Genomic DNA, 21152 nt, shown 5'->3' with positions numbered 1-21152 from the left:
GATCGAGACGGTATGTCGGCTCGCGCGTCAAACCTTCAGAATGCGCTCGCCGCGGCCGATGCCCGAGCTGCCCGTACGGACGGTTTCGAGAATCGCAGTGGCGTCGATCCCTTCGATGAAGGCATCGAGCTTGTCGCTCGCGCCCGTCAGTTCGATCGTGTAGGTCTTTTCGGTGACGTCGATGATGCGGCCGCGGAAAATATCCGACATCCGTTTCATCTCCTCACGCTCCTTGCCGACCGCCCTCACCTTGATCAACATCAGCTCGCGCTCGATGTGGGCGCCCTCGGTAAGGTCGACCACTTTCACCACCTCGATCAGGCGGTTCAGATGCTTCGTGATCTGTTCGATCACGTCGTCCGAGCCAATGGAGACGATGGTCATGCGCGACAGCGAACGGTCTTCGGTCGGAGCCACCGTCAAGGTTTCGATGTTGTAGCCGCGTGCCGAGAAGAGACCGACCACGCGTGACAACGCGCCCGGTTCGTTTTCCAGCAGGACTGAAATGATGTGTCTCATGTTTCGCTTCTTCCAGATGTTTTGTCGATGTATGCGAGCGGCTTCGCGCCGCCTCGTCCGCTTGCGCCCTTTGTGGAGGCGCGCATGACGAAGCCAACGCAGATGCCGTCGTTATAGATCTTCCGAACCCATGAGCATCTCAGTGATGCCCTTGCCGGCCTGGACCATCGGCCAGACGTTTTCGGTCGGATCGGTCTGGAAGTCGAGAAACACCGTGCGATCTTTCAGGCGCAGCGCTTCTTTCAGCGCCGGCTCCACATCGGCCGTGCGTTCGATACGCATGCCGACGTGGCCGTACGCTTCGGCGAGCTTCACGAAATCCGGCAGCGCATCCATGTACGAATGCGAATAGCGCTTGCTGTATTCGATCTGCTGCCACTGGCGCACCATGCCCAGATAGCGGTTGTTCAACGAGATGATCTTCACAGGCGTCTCGTACTGCTTGCAGGTCGAGAGCTCCTGGATACACATCTGGATCGAGCCTTCGCCAGTGATGCAGAGCACGTCGTCGTCCGGGTGCGCCATCTTCACGCCCATCGCCGCCGGCAGGCCGAAGCCCATCGTGCCGAGACCACCGGAGTTGATCCAGCGGCGCGGCTTGTTGAACTTATAGAACTGCGCCGCCCACATCTGATGCTGGCCGACGTCGGAACACACGAAGGCATTGCCGTCGGTCAGTTCCCACGCCTTTTCCACCACGTACTGCGGCTTGATGATCTTGCTCTTGCGGTCGAATTTCAGGCAATCTTTGGCGCGCCAGGCTTCGATGTCCTTCCACCAGTCGGCGAGCGCCGCGGTGTCCGGGCCATGCTCGGCCGTTTGCAGCTGCTCGATCAACTCCTTCAGCACTTCCTTCACGTCGCCGACAATCGGAATGTCGACCTTGACGCGCTTGGAGATGGAGGAAGGATCGATGTCGATATGGATGATCTTGCGCGGACGCGACGCGAAGTGCGCCGGGTCGCCGATCACACGGTCGTCGAAGCGCGCGCCGATGGCGATCAGCACGTCGCAGTGCTGCATCGCCATGTTGGCTTCGTACGTGCCGTGCATGCCGAGCATGCCGAGGAATTTCTTGTCGCTCGCGCGGTAGCCGCCCAGACCCATCAGCGTATTGGTGACGGGATAGCCGAGCAGGTCGGCGAACTGGTTCAGCTCACGCGATGCATCCGCGAGAATGATGCCGCCGCCGGTGTAGATATACGGACGCCTGGCCGACAGCAGCAAGGCCACCGCCTTGCGAATCTGGCCGGAGTGACCTTTCGTGACCGGATTGTACGAACGCAGCGAAACGCTCTTGAGCGGTTCGTACTGGCACGGCGTCTTCGACACGTCTTTCGGAATGTCGATCAGCACCGGACCGGGACGGCCGGTACGGGCAATGTAGAAGGCTTTCTTGACGGTAGCGGCGAGATCGCGCACGTCCTTCACGAGGAAGTTGTGCTTCACGCAGGGACGCGTGATGCCGACCGTATCGCACTCCTGGAACGCATCCTGGCCGATCGCGGCGGTAGGCACCTGGCCGCTGATCACCACCATCGGAATCGAATCCATGTAGGCGGTGGCGATGCCGGTCACCGCATTGGTGACGCCGGGGCCGGAGGTCACGAGGCACACGCCCACTTTGCCGGTGGAACGCGCATAGGCGTCGGCGGCGTGGACTGCGGCTTGTTCGTGGCGCACGAGGACGTGCTGGAATTTGTCCTGCTTGTACAGCTCGTCGTAAATGTAGAGTACCGAGCCGCCGGGATAGCCCCACACAAACTCGACGTCTTCGTCGGCCAAAGCGCGCATGAGCACGGTGGCGCCGATAGAGTCAGCTTCAGGATGGGGTGTCGTATCCGACGTGGAGAATTCCGCGCTGGGCATATTCATTTATTCACCTTTCGAATTTTCGGCAAAAAATTGATCGGGTGCTCTCTGCCGGGCTTGTGGCTCGGGTTCAAGCGGCGCGTCCAGTTGACAGGTGAGCTTCTTGGGCCACACCTCAATTGAGACAAGTCACTTATGTTGCGAACCAGCGACAATATCTTCAGAAAGCCGCGCGGTCAAGCAAATATTGCCGTGGCGCCCTGCCCCTCAATCCCGTTATTGACCGAAAGCGAGTTATCGGGACGCAGAGTGGGCCATGTTTCGCCCCAGCGGCACGAAATTTTGTTAGCATCCGCGAGTTTTTACGACATTTTTCGAACGTTTACGCGCACGCACGCTGCGCCGACCCCCAAACGGATGGCATCAGACAAGGAACTCGCCGATTTTCTGGCGGGCGTCGAAAGGCGCGCATTCAAGCAGACGGTCTACGCCGTGCGGGACGACGACGCCGCGCTCGACATCGTGCAGGACGCGATGATCAAGCTCGCCGAAAAATATGGCGACCGTCCTCCCGCCGAACTTCCGCTCCTGTTTCAGCGTATTCTCCAGAATGCGATGCACGACTATTTCCGTCGTGCCAAAGTGCGCAATACTTGGGTTACTCTCTTCTCGTCGCTCGGCAACGCCGATGACGACGAATTCGACCCGCTCGAAACATTCGAGGCACAGCAAGGCTCGGCGGGCTCCGAGAGCAACGAACAGAAACTCGAACGCGAACAGGTCTTACAGTCGATCGACGACGAGATCCAAAAATTACCGGCACGTCAACGGGAGGCGTTTCTCATGCGTTATTGGGAAGATATGGATGTCGCCGAGACTGCCGCCGCGATGGGCTGCTCCGAGGGCAGTGTTAAAACGCACTGTTCGCGGGCCACCCACACGCTGGCGCAAGCGCTCAAGGCCAAAGGAATTACGCTATGAGCTCCCTCGAAACTAAAGAACTCGAGTTCGCCCGCCAGGTGCGCCGCGCGCTCGACGAAAACGCCGCCAGTATTCCGTCCGCCACCGTCGACCGGCTCGCCGTGGCGCGCCGCGCCGCGCTTGCCCGCAAGAAGCCTGAAACCGTGACTGCGCCGGTGTTCGTGCCCGCTTTCGCCGGTGCGGGCATGCCGGCCGGTATGCCGCAACGGGAAGCGCCGCAGCGCCGCCGTTCGCCGCTGCGCCGCTTTGCGCTCGCGTGGCCGCTCGCCGCGCTGGTCGTGAGCCTCGTCGGCATCGCCTACTGGGAAGACCAGCAGCGCACCGCCGAACTCGCCGATATCGATGCCGCCATGCTAAGCGACGACTTGCCGCTCAATGCCTATCTCGACCACGGCTTCAACGCGTACCTATCACGCGCCCACTGAGCGGGAGATTCCTCGGGTGAGTTACAAGCGCGGCCTGGCCGTTGTTTTCGGATGCGCAATTGCGGCCCTGGTGTCGTTTGCCGCGACGTATCCGCGCTTTTATCCGAGCCCGTCGACCGCGAGCGCGCCTGTCGCCGGCAGCAATGCGACTGCCAAGGCGCCCACGCCTACTCTCGCCGTCAATCTGCCGAGCCTGTCCGACAGCAATAGCCCGATGGCATGGTCGCGTCTGAGCTCGGCCGAGCACATTGCGCTCGCGCCGTTCGCCAGCGAATGGGATTCCTTCAGCGACGAACGCAAGCGAAAATGGATCAAGATCGCGTTGCGTTACCCCAAATTATCGCCAGATGCCCAAAAGCGTCTGCATGACCGAATGACTGAATGGGTGCGCATGACGCCTGATCAGCGGCGCGTCGCACGCGAAAATTACCAGGTGTCGAAGGAACTGCCGCGCGAAGCCCGCCAGAATGCGTGGAAGGCTTATCAGCAGTTGCCGGAAGAACAGAAGGAGCGGCTCGCCGCGAGCGAGCGCAAGCGGCGGCCCAGCGTGGTTAGCGCGCCGCCGTCGGGCAGGACCGAAATCAAGGGGCTGGACCGTCTGGTCAATGCCCGCGACCATGGCGCAAGCGGCGCCGCATCGGCGAGTGCCGCGGCGGCCGCCTCATTGCCGAGACCGGCTTCCATGCCGGCGATTCCCGCCGCAGGCAGCTTCGTGCCTGCCACGCCGGTGCCGGTTTCCCCGGCCGAGGCGCCGTCGATCTTCAACGGCTCCTGATCCGCACCCGACCACCATGTCCCAGTCGCTCGCCACTCCGCCCCTTGCCGCCGATTCATCCGTCACCACACCCACCGTTCGCCGGCGCCTCGCCGCGTTGCTCTACGAAGCCGTGATCCTGTTCGGCGTGGTGTTCATCGCCGGCTATCTGTTCAGCACCTTGACACAGCAGCGCAACGGCCTGACCCATCACAACCTTCTCGCGGCATGGATCGGCCTCGTGGTCGGTCTCTATTTCGTCTGGTTCTGGACCCACAGCGGCCAGACTCTGCCGATGAAAACGTGGCACCTACGCGTCGTTGCCGCTAACGGCGCCCCGCTATCCGCCAGCCGCGCGATGGTTCGTTACGTGCTGGCGTGGCTATGGTTTTTGCCGCCCCTGGCGCTGCATCCGTTGCTGAGCCTCGCCGTGCCGCAAACGCTGGTGATCGCCGCGATCTGGTTCGCGCTGTGGGCCGCCACCGGCCGCGTCGGTCCGCAACGTCAATTCCTGCACGACCGTCTCGCCGGCACGCGCGTGATCAGCGTCGCAGGCTGAGCAAACTCGCCGTCCTTCTCCCCACTTCGCCGCTCCCCTAACGTAGCCTCCCTCACCCGACACAGTCAGAAGAACTTCTCGTGACTGTCACGGCACGGTCACGCGCAACTGGCGCAATACGGGCACCGCAACTCGACGCGTGAGCCATGGACCCCAAAACGTCCGCGACTTCCCTGTTCCGTCAGACCGGCCCGAGCGTCGACCCCGTCGCGTTCCGCCCGGACCTCAATCCAAGTCACGGACTGCCGTTACCTGTACCGTCGTTACCGCTCGACTCGCACGCCGGCCATCACGACGATGAGCACGCCGAACCGCATCGCTATCGCACGATCTGGCTGTCCGACATCCATCTCGGCTCGAGCGGTTGTCAGGCGCCCTATCTGCTCGACTTCCTGCGGTATAACGAGTCGGAATACCTGTACCTCGTCGGCGACATCATCGACGGCTGGCAGCTGAAAAAAGGCTGGTACTGGCCGCAGGCGCACAACGACGTCGTGCAGAAGGTGCTGCGCAAAGCGCGTAAAGGCACCCAGGTCATCTACGTGCCGGGCAATCACGACGAAGCCGCGCGCCAGTTCTGCGATCTCGCGTTCGGCGATATCCACGTGCGCGGCGAAGCGTTCCACACGACGCTCGCCGGCAAGCGCCTGTGGATCGTGCACGGCGATCTGTTCGACGGCGTGATCCAGCACGCGAAGTGGCTCGCTTATCTCGGCGACACGCTCTACACGATGATCCTGATCCTGAACCGCTGGTTCAACCGGATCCGCAGCCGGCTCGGCTTTCCGTACTGGTCGCTGTCGCAATACCTGAAGCATCAGGTGAAGAACGCAGTGAATTTCATCTCGTCGTTCGAACGCGTGATGACCGACGAAGCACGCCGCCGCGGCTGCGACGGCGTGGTCTGCGGACATATCCACAAAGCTGAGATCCGCGACATCGACGGCGTGCTGTATTGCAACGACGGCGATTGGGTCGAAAGCCTGTCGGCACTCGTCGAGACGTATGAAGGCGAACTCAAGGTGATCTACTGGACCGTGATGCGCGCACCGGAAGTCGGCGTGCAAAAGGCCCGGGCGACCGCGTAGTCCCTCTCCACTTCTATTAAGCCGAAACCGATGAAGATCATGATCGTCACCGACGCATGGGAACCGCAGGTCAATGGCGTCGTGCGCACGCTGAAAAACACCACGCGCGAACTCATTGCGCTTGGCCACCGCGTCGACCTTCTGACGCCGCTCGAATTCAGGACGATTCCGTGCCCGACTTATCCCGAGATTCGCCTGTCGCTGTTGCCGCGCCGCAAGCTGCGTCAGCGTATCGACGAGTTCGCGCCCGACGCGCTGCATATCGCCACCGAAGGCCCGCTCGGCATGGCCGCGCGCGCTTATGCCATCCAGCATAAGCTGCCGTTCACGACGGCCTACCACACGCGCTTTCCCGAATACGTCCAGGCGCGTTTCGGCATTCCGCTCGCGGCGACCTACAAGTTTCTGCACTGGTTCCACAAGCCGTCGCTGGCGGTCATGGCGCCCACGCCCGTGGTCAAGACCGACCTCGAAAAATTCGGCTTCACCAATGTCGTGCTGTGGACCCGCGGCGTCGATCTGGAGATCTTTCACCCGATGGACTCGAAGGTCCTCAACACCGCGCGGCCGATCTTTCTGTATGTGGGACGCGTGGCGGTCGAGAAGAACGTCGAGGCGTTTCTCAAGCTCGATCTGCCCGGCTCGAAGTGGGTCGCGGGCGAAGGTCCGGCGCTTGCCGAACTGAAATCGCGCTATCCGCAAGCGAATTACCTGGGCGTGCTGACGCAAGCCGAACTGGCCAAGGTCTATGCAGCCGCCGACGTATTCGTGTTCCCGAGCCGCACCGATACCTTCGGCCTCGTGTTGCTCGAAGCGCTGGCCTGCGGCACGCCGGTCGCGGCGTATCCGGTGACCGGCCCGATCGACGTACTCGCCGACGGCGGCGCGGGCGCCATGCACGAAGACTTACGCGAGGCTTGTCTCGAAGCGCTGAAAATCGATCGCGGCCATGCGCGCGCGTGGGCTGAACGCTTCTCGTGGGCCGCCGCATCCGAACAGTTCGCCGCGCATCTGAAGCCGCTGCCGCGCACGTCGTACAGCGAGGAAAGCGCCGCCGCATGAGGCGACGCGCCGAGCCGTTTATGCGAACCCGAAACTCTACCGTGGCACGCGCCTCGAACGGCGCGTTGCACGCCGTTGATGCCGACGCCGGCACTGAAAGCATCGAACCGTTCGACGACGTGAGCGAGCATGGCACGCCCGATCATGTCAGTCATGCGAATGGTTTGCATGGCATGAACGGCGCGAGCTTCGACAGCGAAACCCACCCTGAACCGCTCAGCCCCGACGATCCGCTCGCGCCGCTCCCCTTCAATCCGTACAAAGGCAATCGCGGCCTGACCCGCGCGTGGCACGCGATGAAAAATTCGCTCGCCGGGTTTCGGGTGGCGATCCGCGAGGAAAGCGCGTTCCGCCAGGAACTCACGCTCGCCGCGATCCTGATTCCGTGCGGCGTGCTGGTGCCGGTCGATCCCGTGTCGCGCGTGTTGCTGCTCGGCTCGGTGCTGCTGGTGCTGATCGTCGAGTTGCTGAATTCGAGCCTGGAAGCGGCCATCGACCGGATTTCGCTCGAACGCCACGAGTTGTCGCGCCGGGCCAAGGATCTCGGCAGCGCGGCGGTAATGGTCGCGCTCGGCATGTGCCTGATGACCTGGGTGCTGATTGTCGGACCGCTCGCCGTGCGCTGGCTCAAAGCGTGGCTATGAAGCCGAGGCGCCCCCCTCCAGGGCGCCCTGAGCAATGAAAACCCTGAGTATCCGCTTGATATAAGAACGGTCGGTTTATAATCGACCGATAGTCTCACAGGAAAACGCTGGGTCGCCCCACGTTTTCCGCTCCGCAGGAAGTCCCCCGCCCCGAAGGAAGTCCCCTTGGGGATTGGGGGATGGTCCGCTTGGGGGGCCTGTCGGGCAGCGACAGGTGTGGGGGCGCGCTCGACTATACCAACCGCGTCCGGGTGGATCACGCAGCAGCGGCACGCCGCCACGCGCCCAGCCCGGTGTAACCAGGGCCGGACTACATGGAAGCCAAACCTCCCCGCCGCACCCGCGAACGGATCCTCGAACTGTCGTTGAAGCTGTTCAACGAGATCGGCGAGCCGAACGTCACGACGACGACGATTGCCGAGGAAATGGAAATTAGTCCAGGCAACCTGTACTACCACTTCCGCAACAAAGACGACATCATCAACAGCATCTTCAGCCAGTTCGAGCAGGAGATCGAAAAGCGTCTGCGTTTCCCCGACGACCACCGCGCCACCATCGACGAAATGTGGTCGTACCTGCAGTACATGGTCGATTTCACCTGGCGCTATCGCTTTCTGTATCGTGATCTGAACGATCTGCTGGCGCGCAACCGCACGCTGGAAACACACTTCAAGCAGATCATCAGCCACAAGGTGCGCTTTGCGAGCCAGTTCTGCGAGCAGCTCGTGGCGGACGGCGAAATGGTCGCAACGTCCGAAGAACTGCACGTGATCGCGACCAACATCGGCGTGATCGCGACATACTGGCTGTCGTATCAGTTCGTGATGAATCCGCGCAAGTACAACGAGCAGGAAACGATTCGCGCGGAACTGCATCAGGTGAGCGTGCAGATCGTGTCGCTGATGGCGCCTTATCTGCGCGGCCGCTCGCGGCAGATTTTCGACGATCTTGTCTCGGGCAAGCTGCCCAAGCGCGAATTCTACGATTACCTGCCGCCAAAGGATGGCGCCGCGCCCCGTAACGAACCGAAGGACGCTTGAGCATGAAGTCGGTGTGTGTATATTGCGGCTCCTCCGACGGAGCCAAACCGTTGTATGCCGAAGCCGCGCGCGCGTTCGGCCGCGCGCTGGTCGAAGCCGATCTCGCGCTGGTCTATGGCGGCGGCAAGGTGGGCCTGATGGGTGTGATCGCCGATACGGTGATGGCCGAAGGCGGCCGCGCGATCGGCGTGATTCCCGAGTTGCTGGTCAACAAGGAAGTCGGGCACAACGGCTTGACCGAACTGCATGTGGTGCCCGACATGCATCATCGCAAGAAGATGATGGCCGACCTGTCCGATGCGTTCGTCGCGATGCCGGGCGGCGTGGGCACGCTCGAAGAGCTCTTCGAGGTCTACACGTGGGCGCAACTCGGCTATCACCAGAAGCCGGTGGCACTGCTGAATATCGACGGCTTCTACGATCCGCTGATCGCGCTGCTCAAGCACACGGTAGACGAAGGCTTCATGCGCCAGACCTACTTCGACATCCTGCAAATGGATGCCGATCCCGTCGCGCTGATCGATAAGCTGCAGCGCTATCAGCCGCCTGCCAGCGACAAATGGGCCATCAAACGCGACGCCGTTTGATTTCCGTTGCCGCGCTTGCCTGGCGCGCTGCTTCGATCTTCCGAACACCGGCCGCACGTTCCCTGCGGCCCTTACCCGAACGATGAGGTTGCAATGACGAAAGCCGTTCTGATCACCGGTGGCAGCCGCGGCATCGGCCGCGCGACCGCACGTTTGCTGGGCGCGCGCGGCTGGTCGGTCGGCGTGAACTACGCGCAGAATCTGGCAGCCGCGCAGGAAACCGTTGCTGAAGTGGAACGCGCCGGCGGCCACGCACTACCGATTGCCGGCGACGTTGCCAACGAAGCCGACGTGATCGCGATGTTCGACGCGTTCGAGCAGACATTCGGCCGCCCCGATGCGCTCGTCAACAATGCCGGGATCGTCGCGCCGTCGAGCCAGCTCGCGGATATGGACCTCGCGCGTCTGAAGCGCATGTTCGACGTGAACGTGCTCGGTGCGTATCTGTGCGCACGCGAAGCCGCACGCCGGATGTCGACAACCCGTGGTGGCGCGGGTGGCGTGATCGTGAATATCTCGTCGGCGGCGGCGCGTTTGGGATCGCCGAACGAATATGTCGACTACGCCGGCTCGAAAGGCGCCGTCGACACGATGACCATCGGCCTCGCCAAGGAACTCGGCCCGCAAGGCGTGCGTGTGAACGCGGTGCGCCCGGGCCTGATCGACACCGAAATCCACGCCAGCGGCGGCAAGCCCGAGCGCGCCGCCCAGCTCGGCGCAACCACGCCGTTGGGCCGCCCCGGCAGCGCCGACGAAGTCGCCGAGGCGATCGTCTGGTTGCTGGGCGACGCGGCATCGTACGTGACAGGCGCGCTGCTCGACGTCGCCGGCGGACGTTAATCGCGGCTCTTCTGTCAGCGTGGCCGGCGGGTCCACGCGGCCGGGTTTTACTTTCCGACTCCCATTCCCGTCGATCTGACGAGGAATCGGCGGGATCCGTCCAGCTTGCGGCCATACTCCCCACCTTTTCTGCAATCAACCGTAATAAAACGGGACTACAATCGCAGCGTTTGCATGCAACCGCATGCGACGCACAGCCAGAGCTTCAGTCCGCGGCCCATGTCGCCGCGTGCGGCGATCAGAGATTCTCATGTACGAAAACCCATCCGCGCCTTGGCGCACGGGGAACGTCGCGGTTGCGACGTCTGCGCCGGCCGGGCCTGCCGATGGTGCACCCGAGCTCACGCACCCCGGCTCGGCACCCTTTGCCGAAACCGCCGCGGCCTCACCAGGCGGCCACCTTGCCGAAGCCGCAACGCCCGCAAGCCCCCCCGCCCCTGCCGGTCACGCTGACCCCGCCGCTCTCGCTGCGCGTGGCGCCCCGCGCTTGCGCGCGCTCACCGCGGCCCGTCCGCTCCTGTGGCTCATCGCGCTGGCGATCCTGTGCGCGTGGCTCCTGCCCGGCACCTTGGGCCACGATCCCTGGAAGCAGGACGAGACCTATACGTTCGGCATCATCCAGCACATGCTCAACACCGGCGATCTGGTCGTACCGACCAATGCCGGCCAGCCCTTCGTCGAAAAGCCGCCTATCTACGACTGGGTCGCCGCCGGCCTCGCGTGGATATTCGGCCGCTACCTGCCTTTGCACGATGCGGCACGCCTCGCGAGCGCGCTGTTCGCCGGACTGACGGCTTATTACACCGCGCGCGTCGCCCGTCGCGCGGTGGCCGCGTCGAGCTGGCTCGATGTCCGCGTGATCGGCACGCTTGCGTTGTTCGCGAGCACACTCGTCGTCATCAAACACGTACACGACATGATGACGGACGTCGCGCTGATGGCCGGCGCCGCGATCGGCTTCTGCGGACTGTTCGAACTGGTGCTGCTGCATCTGCGCGACGAGGCCCGCCTGCTGCCGGTCGACGAAGACCGCAGACGCCGCGCAATTCTGGGTAGCGCGGCCATGTTCGGCGCGGGCGTGGGCGTGTCGTTGCTGGCAAAGGGCCTGTTCGTGCCGCTCGTGTTCGGGGCGACGACCGTTGCGGTGCTGGTGCTGTATCCCGCCTGCCGCACCCGCAGCTTTGCAAGGGCTCTCGGCATCGCCGCACTGGTCTGCGCGCCGTTCGCGCTGATCTGGCCGATCTGTTTCTATCTACGCTCCGAAGCGCTCTTCAAGGTCTGGCTGTGGGACAACAACATCGGCCGCTTCTTCGGCTTTTCAGTCGCCGAACTCGGGTCTGAAAACGAGAGCCGTCTGTTCGTGCTGCGCAGCGTGTTGAGCGTCGGCTTCCCGGTCGTACCGTTGGCATTGGCCGCCCTCGCCGGTGGGGCGTGGCGGCGCTGGCGCGATCCGCGCGTCGCGCTGCCCGTGATCTTCGCAGGCACCGGCTTCGCCGTGCTGCAAAGCTCGGCAACGGTCCGAGAACTGTACATTCTGCCGTTCATCGCACCGCTCGCGCTGCTGGCGATGCAGGGCATCGAGAGGCTGCCGCAGCGCCTGCATGCAAGCTGGGACATGACGAGCCGGGTGCTGTTCGGCAGCACGGCCGCGCTCGCGTGGATCATCTGGTCGATCATGAGCAATCCGGTCGACACGCATGCGTCGCTGCATCGTCTCGGCCGCTGGTTGCCGCTCGACTGGGTGCTGCCGGTCAAGCCCGTGCTGATCGCTGCCGCCTTGCTGATGACGCTCGGCTGGCTGTGGCTGCTGCCGGTTTTCAAGCACACCGGCAAATGGCGCGGCGCACTGAGCTGGTGCGCGGGCGCGATTCTCGCGTGGGGACTGGTCAGCACGCTGCTGCTGCCGTGGCTCGACTATGCGAAGAGTTACCGCTCAGTGTTCGAGGACCTCGGCGCCCGCATGCATATCGCATGGACCCACGGCGATTGCATGGCCAGCGTGGGCCTTGGCGAATCCGAAGCGCCGATGCTGTACTACTACACCGGCATCGAGCATCAGCCAATCGCGAACACCGGCACGACCCGTTGCACATGGCTGATCGAAGAGAGCCGCCGCGACAATGCGCGCGCGCCGGCAGGCGATTGGCATCTGTTCTGGTCGGGCGCGCGCCCGGGCGACACCGAAGAACTGTTGCGAGTATTCGTGCGGCCCCGCGCGACGCCCGCGCACGGCGAGTAGGACGCAAGCGCCGGGCGGAGCACGATCAGGCTTTTGTCTTGCGTCTAGAACGACGAACCGGGCTCTTTCAGGAAGGCCGTTTCTTCCGCCGTCGAGGGCCGCCCGAGCAGCGCATTGCGATGCGGAAAGCGTCCGAAACGCTCGATGATCTGGGCATGCCTGACCGCGAAGGCGTAGTAGGACGCACCACCCGGCTCTGCCTCCAGTTGCTTGAACAGGCGCAGCGATTCGTGCTGGCTGGCGAGCGTTTCGTCGTGTTCGAACGGGAGATACGCGAACGCACGATGATGCACGGTGGGCAATAAACGATCGGTGCCGCTTGCGATCATCCGTTGCGCGATGGGCAGCGCTTTATGATCCGCAGCGAAAGCGCGCGGCGTGCCGCGGTGGCAATTGCGGGAAAACTGATCCAATACGATGACGAGCGCCAACGCGCCGAGAGGGGTTTCTTCCCAACTATCGAGGGCACCTTCGCGCGCAGCATCGATGAGTTTCCCGAAGCGTTCCAGCAGCATCGCATCGAACGCTTTGTCGCGGGAGAACCAGAGCTTGCGCGCCTCGCCGAAGGTGGGGGTGTTCGGGGCGCCGAACCAGCACGCGAGGACCGCGCGGGCGTCCGCCCCCTCTAAATTTTCAGCCATTGCGATTGCGCATCCAATCCGCAGTCTCGAAGAACGACGCCAACAGCCTCTCCCTCAACGGCTCGGAAAGCCCGACGTCCGCCATCGCCCATACCATGCATCTCAGCCACTGGTCTCGCTCGCTGGAAGCGATAGGAAATGGCATATGCCTGGCCCGCAGCCGGGGATGACCAAACCGGCTGATGTAATGATCGGGCCCACCCATCCATCCGCACAAAAACCAGAAAAACTTGTCCCGCGAGCCTTCGAGCGACGCCGGATGCAAAGTCCGAATCCCGGCGAATTCCGCTTCGAGATCCATCAAGTCATAAAACCGGTCGACCAGCTCGCGCACGCGAGCTTCACCGCCCACCAGTTCGAAGGCCGTCGGCTGCGCGGCGGACACTTCGTCGTTAAGATCGCTCATACCCAGTCACATAAACAAGAAAGAAAAAATCACGCATCCCGCAGCGATTGCAACGCGGGCCGCGCCAGCACATGCCGCAAGCTCAGCCAGCCACCCACGCCCGCACAGGCGATGCCGGCGGCGATACCCGCAGGCAACATCCACGGATCGAAAGTCAGATAAAACTCGAACACACGCGTAGCCAACACCCAGCCGATTACTTGCGCGCCAACCGCCGCCATCAGTCCCGCCAACGCACCGACCGCCACAAACTCGGCGATCTGCACCGCGCGCACCTGGCGATGCGAGGCCCCGAGCGCGCGCAGCAGCGCGGATTCTCGCATACGCTCATCACGCGTCCCGGCAAGCGCCGCGTAGAGCACCAGCACGCCGGCCGCGAGCGTGAATGCAAACAGGAACTGCACCGCGCCGATCACCTGCTGCAACACGCGCTGCACCTGCGCGAGAATCGGAGCGGTGTCGATTGCCGTGAGGTTCGGATAGGCGCCAATCAACCCATCGATGGTCGGCTGTTTTTCCGGCGGCAAATGGAAGCTGGTAATGAACGTCGCCGGGAAATCCTGCAATGCAGCCGGCGGCATCAGCACGAAAAAGTTGACCTTGAACGAACCCCAGTCGAGCTTGCGCACACTCGTCACCGGCGCATCGATCTGCAAACCCGTCACGTCGAAGCGCAGCGTATCGCCGGGCTTCACGTTGATCAGCTTCGCCAACCCCTGCTCGATCGAAATCTGCGGTGTTTTGGTGTCGCCGTACCATTTGCCTGCAGAGAGCCGATTGTCGTCGGGCAGCTCAGTCGTGTACGACAGATTGAATTCGCGGTCTACGAGACGCTTGGCATCGTCGCCCTTGAACGCATCCGGATTGACCGGCTTGCCGTTGATCGCAATCAGCCGACCGCGCACCATCGGCGAAAGCACCGCGCCGGGCACACCGTGCGCACTCAGATACTGCGTGACGGCCGCGCGCTGGTCGGGTTGGATGTCGATGACGAATTCGTTCGGCGCGTCGGGCGGCGTCGATTTGCGCCAGCCGGCCACCAGGTCGTTGCGCGTCATCGCGATCAACAAGAGGCACATCAGGCCAATGCCGAGCGCGGTGATCTGCAACGCGCTCGCGCTGCTGCGCCGCTCCAGCGACGCCAACGCGTAGCGCCAGCCGATCCCCGCATTCACGCGCTCGCTGCGCACAACACGCGAAGCGCCCCACAGCGCCAGCCGCGCGATGCACGCGAACACCAGCAGTCCGCCAGCGAAGCCGCCCGCAACGATGCCACCGAGCTTCAATTCGCCCGCCGCGACAATCAGCAGCGCGGCGAACAGCACAATGCCGAGCGCGTAGGCAGCCCACGCGGTGCGCCCCGCTTCGCCCCATTCGCGGCGGAGTACTCGCACCGGCGGCACGCGCGTCAACGGCAACAGCGGCGGCAGCGCAAAGCCGAGCAACAGCACGAGACCGGCCGCGATACCTTCGAGCGCCGGCCATGCAGTCGGGTACGGCAGCACGACGTCGATCAGACTGCCGAGCCACGTCAGCAACGCGAGATGCCCCAGGTAACCGAACGCGACACCCAGTGCGCCGCCGATCAAACCGAGCCCGACGAATTCAAGCGTGAACAACCCACGCAGCGTGGCCTGGCTCACGCCGAGACAGCGCATCGCCGCGCAGCCGTCCAGATGCCGGCGCATGTACCGATGCGCGGCCATCGCGATCGCCACCGCCGCGAGCAACGCGGTGAGCAGCGAGACGAGCGTGAGAAAGTGACTCGCACGATCGAGCGTCTGGCGCACCTGCGGCTGACCGTCCTGCAACGATTCGAGCGCGACGCCGCGCATCTTGCCGCCGTCCACCTTGTCGTGCGCGAACTGCGCGAAGCGCGCCACCGAGGCATCCGCACCCGCCACCAGCAGCCGGTACGTCACGCGGCTGCCGAAGGTGATGAGGCCGGTCGACTGGACTTCGTCGGCGCGCAGCATCAAACGCGGCGAGAAATTGACGAACGAGAAGCCCCGGTCGAGTTCGCGGGTGATCACCGCGCCGATCGTGAAACTGCGGTTGCCGACCTTCACCGTGTCGCCGACGTGCAGTTTCAACGCGTCGAGCAACGCCTGATCGACCCACACCTTGCCCGCCGGCGGGATCGATTGCGTGGGATGGTCAGCAGCACCCGGTGCCGAAGCGATCCGCAACGCGCCGCGCAGCGGATAACCCGGCGACACCGCCTTGATGGCGGCAAGGCGCGAGGCCGGCTGTGCGCCGGTCGAATTGATCATGCTGGGAAAGATTGCCGTGCTGGCGGTAACAAGGCCGAGCGCCCGGGCTTGCTGCGCAAACTGCGGATCGACTGGATGATCGGCGCGCACGATGAAATCCGCAGCGATCATGCGCCGCGCATCGCGTTCGAGCCCCTGATGCAAGCGGTCGGCCAGAAAGCCGACGCTCGACAACGCCGCGACCGCCAGCACCAGCGCGAGCAGCAGCATGGTCAGTTCGCCCGCGCGCCAGTCGCGCGCCGTCATGCGGATGGCCTGGCGCAGCATATCCATGACGCCAAACCGGCGCGCTGCATGAGCGCGCGCCGTCACACCTCGTCCTGGATCGCTCAATCGTGCCTGCTCCTGGCGAAACGCGACACCATATGCGTCGCCATGCCGCGAAAACCGCCCTGCACCCCGCGCCACAGCCGCGGCAACGCCCAGCCGGCCAGCATCAGGAAGCCCACCATCAACACCAGAAACACCAGCGGCACGAACAGCGCGAGCAGCATGCCGCCGAACACGAGACCGTCCTCGGCGGTGGAGGTCACGATATTCGACACCGGTTCCGGCGACAGATTGATCAGCGCGCGCGTGCCCGCTTTGGCCAGATGCGCGGTGCCGGCGAGGGTGCCGCCCGCGAGCGCGGCGACCGTCAGCAGCGCCGGATCGGCGTGGCCGAGCGCGCCGGCCGCCAGCACGGCGCCGGCCGGAATGCGGATAAAGGTATGAACCGCGTCCCATAACGAATCGAACGCGGGGATTTTGTCGGCGAGAAATTCGGTGAGCGTCAACACGCCGGCCACGCCGATCACCCACGGCGAGGACAGCGCGGACAGCGTATCGGGAAGATGGATGAAGCCAAGACGTTCGAACACGCCGGCCAGCAGGACCGTCAGATAGAGGCGCAGGCCGCTGCCCCATGAGAGGCCCGCAGCAAGCGAAAGTGATTCAAGCATGGCCGCCTCCAGGCGCGCTGTGCGTGCCGGGCGCTTCGACGTGCAAAGGAAAGGGAGCCACCGCACCGAAGTCGTCAGACCCGCGCCAAGCCGGCCGCGCCAAATAGGCCGCGGGCAATTTCAGGTTGGATTCAATCTCATTATAGCCACGATAATTCGCAGAACGCAGAGTGTCGAACAAATGGCGGACTCTAAAGGCGTGCGGTTCGGGCGCGCCGGATTGTGCCAAAAGACCGGTCAATGACAGATCAATGCCCCGACGACAGCTTCAAACCGATCAATCCGATCACGATCAGCGCCGCGCTCGCCACGCGTGCGACCGTCAAGGCCTCGCCCATCATGACAATGCCGAAGATGAACGCGCCGACCGCGCCGATCCCCGTCCACACGGCGTAGGCGGTGCCGAGCGGCAACTGGCGCATCGCCATTGCGAGCAGGACAAAGCTGCCGAGCGCGGTCACGACCGTGAACACGGACGGCCAGAGCCGGGTGAAACCTTCGGAGGTTTTGAGACCGGTCGCCCAGGCGACTTCGAGCAAACCGGCAATCAGAAGAAGAATCCAGGACATAAGACAGCTCCATGGTGAGATGGGGCCGTCCCCGTTTGTAGCAGATGCGCAAGGTCGTCCTTACGAACTGTAATTATACCAAAATTGGCCGCCGATCTGCGGGGGCGGCCAACCACACGGGTTCACAGTGCCTCGCAAGCTCCTCGGCAGTGTGCGGCGGCCAGCAACGCGCTGGGCGGCGAGCCGTGGGCGTCCCGCACGGGATTCAGGCCTCAGCGGACGTCAAACAGCACCTACAAGCCGGTATCCAACGCCGGTTTCTGTCACGATATGCTCAGGTTGCGCCGGGTCGCGCTCCAGCTTCCCGCGCAGATGCGCCATATAGATACGCAGATAGTGATGGCTCTCGACATGCGACGGCCCCCATACGTCGCGCAGCAATTGCCGGTGCGTGAGCACGCGACCGGCGTGGCGCACCAGCGTCGCGAGCAGGCGGTATTCGATCGGCGTCAGATGGACGGCGACGCCGTCACGGCTCACCTGGCGCACGGCCAGATCGACCGTCACCGCACCGAAGCGCACCAGCGGCGATTCATTCGCGCCGCCCTGGTTACGGCGCCGCATATGCGCGCGAATCCGCGCCAGCAACTCGGAAACGCCGAACGGTTTGGTGAGGTAATCGTCCGCGCCGGCATCGAGCGCGGCGACTTTCTCGCTTTCCTGGGTGCGCGCCGACAGCACGATCACCGGCAGTTCGCTCCAGCCGCGCAGTTCGCGAATCACGTCGAGACCGTCCGTGTCGGGCAGGCCGAGATCGACGATGACGAGGTCCGGCTTACGCGTCGCGGCTTCGACGAGACCTTGCTTACCCGTCTCGGCGTCGTGCACGACGATGCCCTCGCCTTCCAGCGCCGTTCGCACAAAGCGGCGAATCTGCTTTTCGTCTTCGATCAGGACGACCGTGATGCCGGGGTCACTCATGGGTAGGCCTGGAAAGCGGGTTAAGCGTTGAATCGAAGTGGGGCAACGCGTCGGCGCCTTCGTCTTCCAGCGCATCCGGTGCTTCCGGCGGCGTTTCCACCGGCAGCGTGAACCAGAAGCGCGCGCCTTCGACGCGGCCGTCGGCAGACATCCGGTTGAGCGCGCCGATCGTACCACCGTGCGCTTCCACAATCGCGCGGCAGATCGCAAGGCCGAGGCCGATCCCCGGCTTGGCCGACTCCTTCTCGCCGCGCGTGAATTTCTCGAACACGCGCGCTTCCATGCCGGCGGGCAGGCCCGGCCCGGCATCGTCGACGGTAACGCGGACGAACGATTTGCCGTCCGCGTCGAGACGTTGCGCGCCGATCATCAGCGGCGCATCCGGCGCGGTGTATTTAGCCGCGTTCTCAAACAGGTTTGAGAAGAGCCGCTCCATCAACACGGCGTCGAGGTGCAGCAGCGGCAAATCCGCAGGCAGCTTCACCTGCACCGGATGATTCGCGAGCACGCGCCGGCACGCCCGCAGCGCGGCGCCCACCGTTTCTTCGAGGAGCGTCCACTGCTGGTTGAGGTGCAGGCTGCCCGCCTGCAGGCGCGCCATGTCGAGCAGATTGGTGACGATGCCGGTCATGCGCAGCGCCTCTTCGTGAATCGCTTCGACGAGATCGTCCCCAGGTTCCACGCCGGGATGGGCCTCGCGCGATTGCGCCAGCATCGAGGAGAAACCGACGATCGTCGTCAACGGCGTACGCAGATCGTGCGAAATCGCCGACAGCAGCGAATTGCGCAAGCGCTCCGATTCCATATTGACGAGCGCATCGCGCGCGATGTCGACGTAATGCACGCGCTCCAGCGCCAGCGCGATTTGCGCGGCGAACGCGTCGAGCATGCGTTGCTGCTCGGGCACGTCCAGCTCGCGCTCGTCGCGCATCGCGACCGCGAGCACGCCGCGCGTGCGCATCGGCGCCTTCAGCGGCAGGTACAACGCCGCGGCGGCCGGCAGCGTATCGGTGCCTTGCCCTGCCGGCTTCTGCTGATCGTAGACCCATTGACCGACATCGATGTCGAGCATCTCACTGTCGAGCACGATCGCCGCGTCGGGGTCCTCGATCTTCTGCTTCACCTGATCGGCGCTGTCCGGCAACAGGATCGCGACCCGCGCGCCGAACACTTCGCTGACGTGCCGGCTGCCGATGCCGACGATCTGTTCAGTGGTCAGCGCCGCTGCGAGTTCACGCGCCATGGCGTACATCGCACCGGTACGTTGCTCACGGCGCCGCGCGACGCTCGCCTCGCGGCGCAAGCTCGACGTCAGATGGCTGATGACGAGCGAAGTCAGCAGCATGCCGAAGAAGGTCAGCAGATACTGCGTATCGGACACCGACAACGACATGCGCGGTGGCACGAAGAAAAAATCGAAGGCGGCCACGCTAAGGAACGACAGCACCACACCTGGCCCGCGTCCCAGCTTCACGGCAGTGAAGATCACGCCGAGCAGGTACAGCATGACGAGGTTGGTCAGATCGATATGGTCGATCAGCTGGCTCGACAGCAACGTGATGCCTGCGCAAATCGCCAGCGCGAAACCGTAGGCGCGCGGCGGCGAGCGGCGTTCGCGCGCCGTGCTCAGCGCCTCGCGCCACGCGTTCGCGGTGGTATTCAGTAGGCGGCGATGTGCGCCGCCATCGCGTTCGGACGACGCGCGAATCAGCGTGAGATCGAGATCGCCCGCGCGCTCGGCGATGCGCTCACCGAGCGGACGGCGCAGCCAGCGCTTGAGACCCGTGCGCGCCGAAACGCCGGCCACCAGCTTCGAGACATTGCGAGCCTGCGCGTAACCCATCAGCGCGGCAACCGCATCGGTACCCGCGAGCGTGGCGGTTTCAGCGCCGAGTTCCGCGGCGAGCTTCAAGGCGTTCAGCGTGCGTTCGCGGCGCGCATCGGGCAAGCGCTGCAACGCGGGCGTTTCCACATAGACGGCGATCCAGTCGGCCTTCAGGCTGGCAGCGAGGCGCGCGGCCGCCCGCACCAGCATCGGCGCTTCCGGACCGGGACCCACGCACACCAGCAAGCGCTCCCGCGCCTGCCAGATCCGCTGGATCGAACGATCCGCGCGATATTCCCGCATCTGCGCATCGACGCGGTCGGCGGTACGGCGCAACGCCAGTTCGCGCAACGCAATCAGATTGCCCTTGCGAAAGAAGTTGCGCACCGCGCGCTCGGCCTGCTGCGGCAAATACACCTTGCCGTCGCGCATCCGGTCGAGCAGCTCCTCGACGGGCAGGTCGACCAGCGTGACTTCGTCGGCGCGATCGAACACGCGGTCGGGCACCGTCTCCCAGACGCGGATGCCGGTGATCTGCCCGACCACGTCGTTCAGACTTTCGAGGTGCTGGACATTGACCGTGGTGTAGACGTCGATGCCTGCGTCGAGCAGTTCGTAGACGTCCTGCCAGCGCTTCAAATGCCGCGCGCCCTGCACATTCGAATGCGCAAGTTCGTCTACGAGGATCAGTTGCGGCTTGCGCGCGAGCGCGGCGTCGAGATCGAACTCGCCAAGCTTGCGGCCGCGATACGCGATATGCGCAAGCGGCAGCACGTCGAGGCCTTCGAGCAGCGCAGCGGTTTCGCTGCGACCATGTGTTTCGGCGATGCCGACCACCACGTCCGCGCCTTCATCGGCACGACGCCGTGCGGCCTGCAACATCGCATAAGTCTTGCCGACGCCCGCCGACGCGCCAAAGAAAATCTTCAGCCTGCCACGCTGACGTTTTTCTTCGTCGCGTTGCAGCTTGTCGAGCAGTTCGTCAGGATCGGGGCGGTTCATGCTCAATGATTTTCATAGTATGGC

General features: G+C 63.9%; 20 protein-coding genes. 11 read left to right on the top strand and 9 right to left on the bottom strand.

Annotation, left to right across the window (positions count from 1 at the left end):
* Nucleotides 1-27: 27 nt before the first annotated feature.
* Both ilvN and ACAX43_RS22300 read right to left on the bottom strand, forming a co-directional pair.
* Entirely contained in the window at nt 28-519 is a 492-nt protein-coding gene (gene ilvN / locus ACAX43_RS22305; protein WP_011487482.1) for an acetolactate synthase small subunit, read from the bottom strand.
* Nucleotides 520-630: 111 nt separating this feature from the next.
* Nucleotides 631-2394 (bottom strand): acetolactate synthase 3 catalytic subunit, encoded by a 1764-nt coding sequence (locus tag ACAX43_RS22300; protein WP_370710583.1) that lies wholly within the window; start codon nt 2392-2394, stop codon nt 631-633.
* A gap of 354 nt (nt 2395-2748) precedes the next feature.
* Here ACAX43_RS22300 and ACAX43_RS22295 point away from each other — a divergent pair, with 354 nt between their 5' ends.
* The 11 genes from ACAX43_RS22295 (at nt 2749) to ACAX43_RS22245 (ending at nt 12550) form a co-directional block, all read left to right on the top strand.
* Entirely contained in the window at nt 2749-3312 is a 564-nt protein-coding gene (locus tag ACAX43_RS22295) for an RNA polymerase sigma factor (RefSeq protein ID WP_370710634.1), read from the top strand.
* The gene (locus ACAX43_RS22290) at nt 3309-3737 is read left to right on the top strand and encodes a DUF3619 family protein (RefSeq protein WP_370710582.1); all 429 of its coding nucleotides are present in this window, start codon (nt 3309-3311) and stop codon (nt 3735-3737) included. The genes ACAX43_RS22295 and ACAX43_RS22290 overlap by 4 nt, the downstream gene beginning before the upstream one ends.
* Before the next feature lie 16 nt (nt 3738-3753).
* Nucleotides 3754-4512, top strand: coding sequence for a DUF3106 domain-containing protein (locus tag ACAX43_RS22285; protein WP_370710581.1), 759 nt, complete (start codon nt 3754-3756; stop codon nt 4510-4512).
* Between the two features lie 16 nt (nt 4513-4528).
* Entirely contained in the window at nt 4529-5050 is a 522-nt protein-coding gene (locus ACAX43_RS22280; protein ID WP_370710580.1) for an RDD family protein, read from the top strand.
* 146 nt (nt 5051-5196) lie between these two features.
* Entirely contained in the window at nt 5197-6138 is a 942-nt protein-coding gene (locus ACAX43_RS22275) for a UDP-2,3-diacylglucosamine diphosphatase (RefSeq protein ID WP_370710579.1), read from the top strand.
* 30 nt (nt 6139-6168) lie between these two features.
* A complete protein-coding gene (locus ACAX43_RS22270; protein WP_370710578.1) occupies nt 6169-7200 on the top strand; it encodes a glycosyltransferase family 4 protein in 1032 nt (343 codons plus the stop codon).
* A 20-nt stretch (nt 7201-7220) separates the two neighbouring features.
* Nucleotides 7221-7844: a diacylglycerol kinase gene (locus tag ACAX43_RS22265; protein ID WP_370710577.1), complete on the top strand. Its 624-nt coding sequence runs from the start codon at nt 7221-7223 to the stop codon at nt 7842-7844.
* Nucleotides 7845-8158: 314 nt separating this feature from the next.
* Nucleotides 8159-8884, top strand: a complete 726-nt coding sequence (locus ACAX43_RS22260; protein WP_370710576.1) for a TetR/AcrR family transcriptional regulator — start codon at nt 8159-8161, stop codon at nt 8882-8884.
* Nucleotides 8885-8886: 2 nt separating this feature from the next.
* Nucleotides 8887-9471: a TIGR00730 family Rossman fold protein gene (locus ACAX43_RS22255; RefSeq protein WP_370710575.1), complete on the top strand. Its 585-nt coding sequence runs from the start codon at nt 8887-8889 to the stop codon at nt 9469-9471.
* 93 nt (nt 9472-9564) lie between these two features.
* The gene (locus ACAX43_RS22250) at nt 9565-10311 is read left to right on the top strand and encodes an SDR family oxidoreductase (RefSeq protein ID WP_370710574.1); all 747 of its coding nucleotides are present in this window, start codon (nt 9565-9567) and stop codon (nt 10309-10311) included.
* A gap of 250 nt (nt 10312-10561) precedes the next feature.
* Entirely contained in the window at nt 10562-12550 is a 1989-nt protein-coding gene (locus ACAX43_RS22245) for an ArnT family glycosyltransferase (RefSeq protein WP_370710573.1), read from the top strand.
* 44 nt (nt 12551-12594) lie between these two features.
* On the opposite strand, the gene ACAX43_RS22240 is transcribed toward ACAX43_RS22245, so the two are convergent.
* From ACAX43_RS22240 to ACAX43_RS22210, 7 genes are all read right to left on the bottom strand, one after another.
* Complete coding sequence (locus tag ACAX43_RS22240; RefSeq protein ID WP_370710572.1) at nt 12595-13191, bottom strand: DUF924 family protein; 597 nt, start codon at nt 13189-13191, stop codon at nt 12595-12597.
* Entirely contained in the window at nt 13184-13597 is a 414-nt protein-coding gene (locus ACAX43_RS22235; protein ID WP_370710571.1) for a group II truncated hemoglobin, read from the bottom strand. Before ACAX43_RS22235 ends, ACAX43_RS22240 begins: the two co-directional genes overlap by 8 nt.
* 29 nt (nt 13598-13626) lie before the next feature.
* Entirely contained in the window at nt 13627-16143 is a 2517-nt protein-coding gene (locus ACAX43_RS22230; protein WP_370710633.1) for an ABC transporter permease, read from the bottom strand.
* Between the two features lie 56 nt (nt 16144-16199).
* Complete coding sequence (locus ACAX43_RS22225; protein ID WP_370710570.1) at nt 16200-16811, bottom strand: DUF4126 domain-containing protein; 612 nt, start codon at nt 16809-16811, stop codon at nt 16200-16202.
* Nucleotides 16812-17059: 248 nt separating this feature from the next.
* Nucleotides 17060-17380, bottom strand: a complete 321-nt coding sequence (sugE, locus tag ACAX43_RS22220) for a quaternary ammonium compound efflux SMR transporter SugE (RefSeq protein WP_370710569.1) — start codon at nt 17378-17380, stop codon at nt 17060-17062.
* A gap of 222 nt (nt 17381-17602) precedes the next feature.
* Nucleotides 17603-18301 (bottom strand): two-component system response regulator KdpE, encoded by a 699-nt coding sequence (kdpE, locus tag ACAX43_RS22215; RefSeq protein WP_370710568.1) that lies wholly within the window; start codon nt 18299-18301, stop codon nt 17603-17605.
* Nucleotides 18294-21128 (bottom strand): DUF4118 domain-containing protein, encoded by a 2835-nt coding sequence (locus tag ACAX43_RS22210; RefSeq protein ID WP_370710567.1) that lies wholly within the window; start codon nt 21126-21128, stop codon nt 18294-18296. The genes kdpE and ACAX43_RS22210 overlap by 8 nt, the downstream gene beginning before the upstream one ends.
* Between the last annotated feature and the right edge of the window lie 24 nt (nt 21129-21152).

This window comes from Paraburkholderia sp. IW21, from assembly GCF_041321145.1.
Classification (GTDB): domain Bacteria; phylum Pseudomonadota; class Gammaproteobacteria; order Burkholderiales; family Burkholderiaceae; genus Paraburkholderia.
Note: the sequence above shows the minus strand (reverse complement) of the source record. Positions and strands in the feature narration are given on the sequence as shown.